This is a genomic window from Mycobacterium sp. (assembly GCF_050701675.1).
Classification (GTDB): Bacteria; Actinomycetota; Actinomycetes; order Mycobacteriales; family Mycobacteriaceae; genus Mycobacterium.
On record NZ_JBOGDD010000701.1, the window covers coordinates 1 to 5,315 of the forward strand.

Consider the following 5,315-nt stretch of genomic DNA (forward strand, 5'->3'; position numbering starts at 1 on the left):
CGCGTGCTGATCATGGACGAGCCGACGGCCGCGCTGTCCACGCACGAAGTGCAGCTGTTGTTCCGGGTGGTCGACACCCTCCGCGAGCGTGGGGTCACGATGATGTTCGTCGGGCACCGCCTCGAAGAGGTGTTCGCGATCGCCGACCGCATCACCGTGCTGCGCGACGGCGAACTCATCGACACCCGACGCGTCGAAGAGCTCACGCCGTCCGAAACCGTGCGGCTGATGGTCGGCCGCGACATGTCCCAACTCTATCCTGACCGCGACGCACACCTCGGCGATGTCGTTATGGAGGTCGACTCCCTCACTCGCACAGGTGAATACGAGGACATCTCGTTCGCGCTGCGGGCCGGTGAGATCGTCGGGTTCGGCGGCCTCGTCGGAGCGGGACGCACCGAGATCGCGCGCACCCTGTTCGGCATCAACGCGGCCGACGCCGGCCAGATCCGGATCGGCGGGCGAGCGGTGTCGATCTCCTCGCCGCGAGAGGCGATGCGTCACGGCATCGCGTACGTCTCCGAGGACCGACGGGGACAGTCGCTCGTGATGGACTTCTCCATCCTCGACAACGCCTCGCTGCCGGTGCTGTCGAAAACGACTCGGTTCGGTCTGACGAATCGTGGCCGCGAACTCGACGTCGTTCGGGATCCTTTGCGCAAGATGCGTCTACGATTCGGCAGCTACGACCAACCGGTCTCCACGCTCTCCGGCGGAAACCAGCAGAAGGTCGTGCTGGCGAAGTGGCTGGGCACGCAACCGAGGATTCTGATCCTCGACGAGCCCACCCAGGGCATCGACGTCCAGGCCAAGGCCGAGGTTCATCGTCTGGTCGCCGCCCTGGCGGCCGAGGGGATGGCGGTCATCCTCATCTCGTCGGACATGCCGGAACTGATCGCGATGAGCGATCGGGTCGTGGTGCTGCGGGAAGGCCACCAGATGGCCGTCGTCGAACGCGCCGACGTGTCGCCAGAAGCATTGGGGGCGGCAGCGACTGGCGCCGCACCCGATCATCACGGCGGGGCCGTCGACGAGGTCTCGGCGATCGAGGCCGCTGCAGGTTCGGCACCGGTCGACGCGGAGGAGTCGCTCGACGACGCCTCACCGGAACCGCGACGGCAGCCCGGATCGAAGGAGGCAGTCGTCGACGGGGCGGCGGGTCGCCGCACCGGCTTCGCGGGACTGCTGGGCCGACTCGGCGCGGCCCGCGAACTCGGGCTCGTCGGGGTGATCCTCGCCATCGCGATACCGGTGGCGCTGATCAACCCCAACTTCCTCAGCGGCGGCAACCTCACCTCGGTCGCCGTCGACGCATCGCTACTACTGTTCGTGGCGGCAGGTCAGCTGTTGGTCATGCTGACCGGGAACATCGACATCTCCGTAGCCTCCACCGTCGGACTGGCCGCCTACGTCAGCGCAATGACCATGCGCGACGTTCCAGGCATCCCCGTGCTCGTCGCGGTCCTGATCGCGATCGCCGTCGGATTGGCCTGCGGCGCAGTCAACGGGCTGGTGATCGCCTTCGGCCGCGTGCCCTCGATCGTCGCGACGCTCGGCACGCTGGCGGTGTTCCGGGGCGTCACCAGTTTCGTCGCGGACAGTCGGCAGGTGAATGCCAGCGACGTTCCGCCGTCCTGGCTGGAGTTCGCCTCCACCAAGCTCGGGCCAATCCCGTTGATCGTCGCTCTGGTGGTCGTACTGCTCATCGTGCTCGCCCAGGTACTCAAACGCACCGCGTTCGGCCGCGGCTTCTACCTCGTCGGCTCCAACGCCGAGAGTGCCGAACTCATCGGAGTGCGCGTCAGACTGCGGATCTTCTATGCCTACGTCATCTGCGGGGCGCTGTCGGGTTTTTGCGGAGCGCTCTGGGCGTCGCACTTCGCGACGGTCGACCCCCGCGTCGCAATCGGCATGGAACTGTCGGTGATCGCCTCGGTGATCGTCGGCGGTGTCGCCATCGCAGGGGGAGTGGGCACAGTGACCGGCGTCGCGCTGGGCACCGTCGTGCTGCTGGTCATCCGCAACGGGCTCAGCCTGACTCGCGTCGACCCGCTATGGCTGCAGGCCGCCTACGGCGTCGTGATCATCGGTGCGGTCGTCCTCAATTACATTCTTGCCCTTGGTCAAACGCGCCGTCGAAGGAGCACACCATGACCGCTGTCGCTCCGCAACCGACGACCCGCGAGCAATCCCAGGAGCGGTTCAGTCTCCCGATTGTCGTCCGGGTGACGCAGTGGCACTACCTGTTGGCATACGTGACGCTGGCGGTGGTCGTCTGCGCCGCAGTGCTCACCCCGGCGTTCGTGACACCGAACAACCTCACGCAGCTGGTGGCGGGGATCTCCGACAAGGCGTTGATCATCCTGCCCGTCGCGTTGCTCATCATCATCCGCGAGATCGACCTGTCGGTGGCCTCCATCATGGGCCTGTGCAGCGTGGCGCTCGGAGTCCTGCTGCAAGCCGGCATCCCGTTGCCGGTGGCGCTAGTGGCCACTCTCGTCGTGGGCGCGGCGGCGGGCGCCTTCAACGGGTTCTTCGTTGCGTACCTGACGCTTCCGGCCATCATCGTGACGTTGGGTAGTCTGGCGCTGTTCCGCGGCCTGTGTTACATCGTGCTGGGAAGCGAATCGATCAGCTCCTTCCCGACGGCGCTGACCAACTTCGGCTATCAGAACATTCCCTACACGCGGATCCCGTTCGTCATCCTTCCGTTCGTGGTCTTGGTCGTCGTCTACGCGGTGGTGTTGCATCGGTCGTCGATCGGCCGCCGAGTTCTGGCCCTCGGCGGGAATCCCGATGCCGCCCGCTACTCGGGCGTCAACATCCGGCGGCTCCGGATGTGGCTGTTCGTGACCACCGGATTGGTCTGCGCCGTCGGCGGAATCCTCTACACCGCAAGACTTTCCAGTGCACGCGCCGACAACGCGTTCGGTATGGAACTCGACATCATCACCATCGTGTTCCTCGGTGGCGTCAGCATGCTCGGCGGCAAGGGCAACATCGCCGGCGTGGTGTGGGCGCTCTGCCTGGTGTCGATCGTGCGCAACGTGATGGGACTCAACGGCGCAGGCGGCGACGCCCAGGGCACCGTCGTGGGACTCATTCTGATCATCTCGCTGCTTCTCAGCAACACAGTCGGAGAACAACTCTCGCGAAGAAGGCGCAGCAAGCTGCAGAACTTGTTCGTATCCGATGCGCCGCCCAAGGCTCAGCTGGATCATCCCGGCTGACATCTCCTCCGCTCACCCACCCACCTCATCCGTTGCAACGCCGCTACGAACAAGGAGAACCAATGAAGAAGATCCCGCTCTGCCTGATCGGCTCGGTCATCACCGCGATGTCGCTCACGGCCTGTGCCAGTGAGAGTGGCACCACCACCGCGGCCAAATGCCTCGACGGCCCTGCCAAGGTCGGCTTCGTCAACAAACTCGACACGGACCCGTACTGGGGTGAGACGAAGAACGGCGCCGAGGCCGCAAAGGCCGACCTCGGCGGCGAGCTGATCATCACCGCGCCGTCCAAGGACACCGGCGACGCACAGGTGGAGTTCATCAACAACCTCATCGCCCAGCAGGTCGATGTCATCGTGATCGCGGGCAACAACCCCGACACGGTCGCCCCCGCTCTCAAGCGTGCCGCCGAATCCGGGATCCGCGTCATGAGTTACGACTCCGACGTCGCCACCGACGCCCGCACGTTGTTCGTGAACCAGGCCGATCTCTCCGAAGTCGGCACGATGATGCTGCAGGCCATCAGCGAGCAGATCGGCGGAAAGGGTCAGGTCGCGGCACTGATCGACAATGCGACTGCCACGAACCAGGTGCAGTGGGTCGACGCGGTCAAGGCCGCCATCGCCGACGACCCCAAGTACAAGGACATCGAGCTCGTCACGACGGTGTACGGCGAGTCGAACGAGACCACCAGCCAGCAGCAGGCCCTGGGTCTCGTCAACTCATACCCCGACCTCAAGGGCATCATCGCGCCCACCGGCCTCGGCTTCCCCGCAGCCGCGCGTGCATTGCAGAGCGCAGGCAAGACGGACATCAAACTCACGGGCCTGGCACCAGCCTCGATCATGAAGAGCTTCATCGACTCCGGCCAGGCCACCGACATCTGGTGGAACGTCCACGACCTCGGTTACCTGTCCTACGCCGCCGCACAATCGTTGGCGCAGTGCAAGATCGATGGCTCCGAGAGCCAGAAGTTCTCCGTGGGCAGCCTCGGCGAGTTCACCGTCGGCAAGGACGGCGAGATCATCCTCGGTCCGGCCACCGTGGTGTCCGCCAAGAACGTCCACAACTTCAAGTTCTAGAAGGCGAAGCCCAGTGAGGCGGCATGCTCTACACACTCCGGTGCGCGTGCAGCGGTTCACCCCTATGCCGTTGATTGGTTCGTCGATGCTGTGAGACCGGGTATCACCACTCGTTCAGCTGCCTGCCTCGTCTGAGGACACCGACAGCGTCTCCGACGCTGCGGCCGTGTGAACCGAGTGAGAGCTAGCTGGCCCATCGTGACGTCAGCGGTGTGGACTCAGCGCGGCACCCCAGTCGTTGACGACGACGAAGCCGCTCGGCTCACACTCCTCGCCCAACACGAGCTTGTCGGTTGCCTGGATTGCCCGGGCGGAGCGCAGGTTGGCGGCCAAGTGGTCGGGGATCGACAACGTCCGGCGCCCGGCTCGCGACTTGGGGGCGTCCTCGACGAGGTGCTTGCCGAACCTCAACCGCGTCGACGAGATCTGTAGTGTTCGGTTCTCGAGATCGATGTCGCTCCAACGCAAGCCGGCCACCTCGCCACGTCGGATCCTGTCAGCGCGAGCTGCCACGCGATCGCGTACCGGTCACCGTCGACGTGGTCGAGTCGTGTCCAGCCATGGGCACCTCGAAGGGTGGGGTGGGTCATGCGACCACCTCGTGTCTAGTGGTGTTCCGCTCGTTGTTGTCGGCTTCAGCGATGTCGTGGGACGTTGCGGACCGCGTGGCCCTCGTCGACCGGGCGACAGCGACGTTTTGGCCGGCGGCGTATGAGACGCGGCCGCTTGTTTCGGACTGCATCTGATCCATGGTCAGGTCGGCGAGGATGCCGGGTCTCTACGTCCGAGAACCTATGCCATAACCGAAACCGTAGATTGGTTTCGAAAATATCTTGACATGTCGGTAATGGGAAGCCAGTCTGTGAGAGTGCGTCTACGCCGACGCACAAAGGAGGCGCAACGGTTGCGGACTGAGGCACAGAACCCGGCGCCTTCCCGGGCCCGTGACGGCGTCGGTCCTGAGGGTTGGCGTGGAGCGCACCCATCGAGGATTTGCTAATAG

At 64.9% G+C, this 5,315-nt stretch carries 4 protein-coding genes; 3 read left to right on the forward strand and 1 reads right to left on the reverse strand.

Annotated features, from left to right (window positions below; all coding sequences use genetic code 11):
- From ACRDUX_RS21545 to ACRDUX_RS21555, 3 genes are all read left to right on the forward strand, one after another.
- Window positions 1–2,154: ABC transporter permease subunit (locus ACRDUX_RS21545; protein WP_526416311.1), on the forward strand; the 2,154-nt coding region annotated here is incomplete at its 5' end.
- Window positions 2,151–3,230, forward strand: a complete 1,080-nt coding sequence (locus ACRDUX_RS21550; RefSeq protein ID WP_526416313.1) for an ABC transporter permease — start codon at window positions 2,151–2,153, stop codon at window positions 3,228–3,230. The genes ACRDUX_RS21545 and ACRDUX_RS21550, both read left to right, overlap by 4 nt.
- A 62-nt stretch (window positions 3,231–3,292) precedes the next feature.
- Window positions 3,293–4,312: a substrate-binding domain-containing protein gene (locus tag ACRDUX_RS21555; protein WP_526416315.1), complete on the forward strand. Its 1,020-nt coding sequence runs from the start codon at window positions 3,293–3,295 to the stop codon at window positions 4,310–4,312.
- 204 nt (window positions 4,313–4,516) lie between these two features.
- Here ACRDUX_RS21555 and ACRDUX_RS21560 read toward each other — a convergent pair whose 3' ends face one another.
- Window positions 4,517–4,789: a site-specific integrase gene (locus ACRDUX_RS21560; protein WP_526416317.1), complete on the reverse strand. Its 273-nt coding sequence runs from the start codon at window positions 4,787–4,789 to the stop codon at window positions 4,517–4,519.
- Window positions 4,790–5,315 lie beyond the last annotated feature (526 nt).

Coding starts and splice junctions, on each gene's coding strand:
- ACRDUX_RS21555 (WP_526416315.1), top strand. CDS start 3,293: ATGAAGAAGATCCCGCTCTGCCTGATCGGCTCGGTCATCACCGCGATG.
- ACRDUX_RS21550 (WP_526416313.1), top strand. CDS start 2,151: ATGACCGCTGTCGCTCCGCAACCGACGACCCGCGAGCAATCCCAGGAG.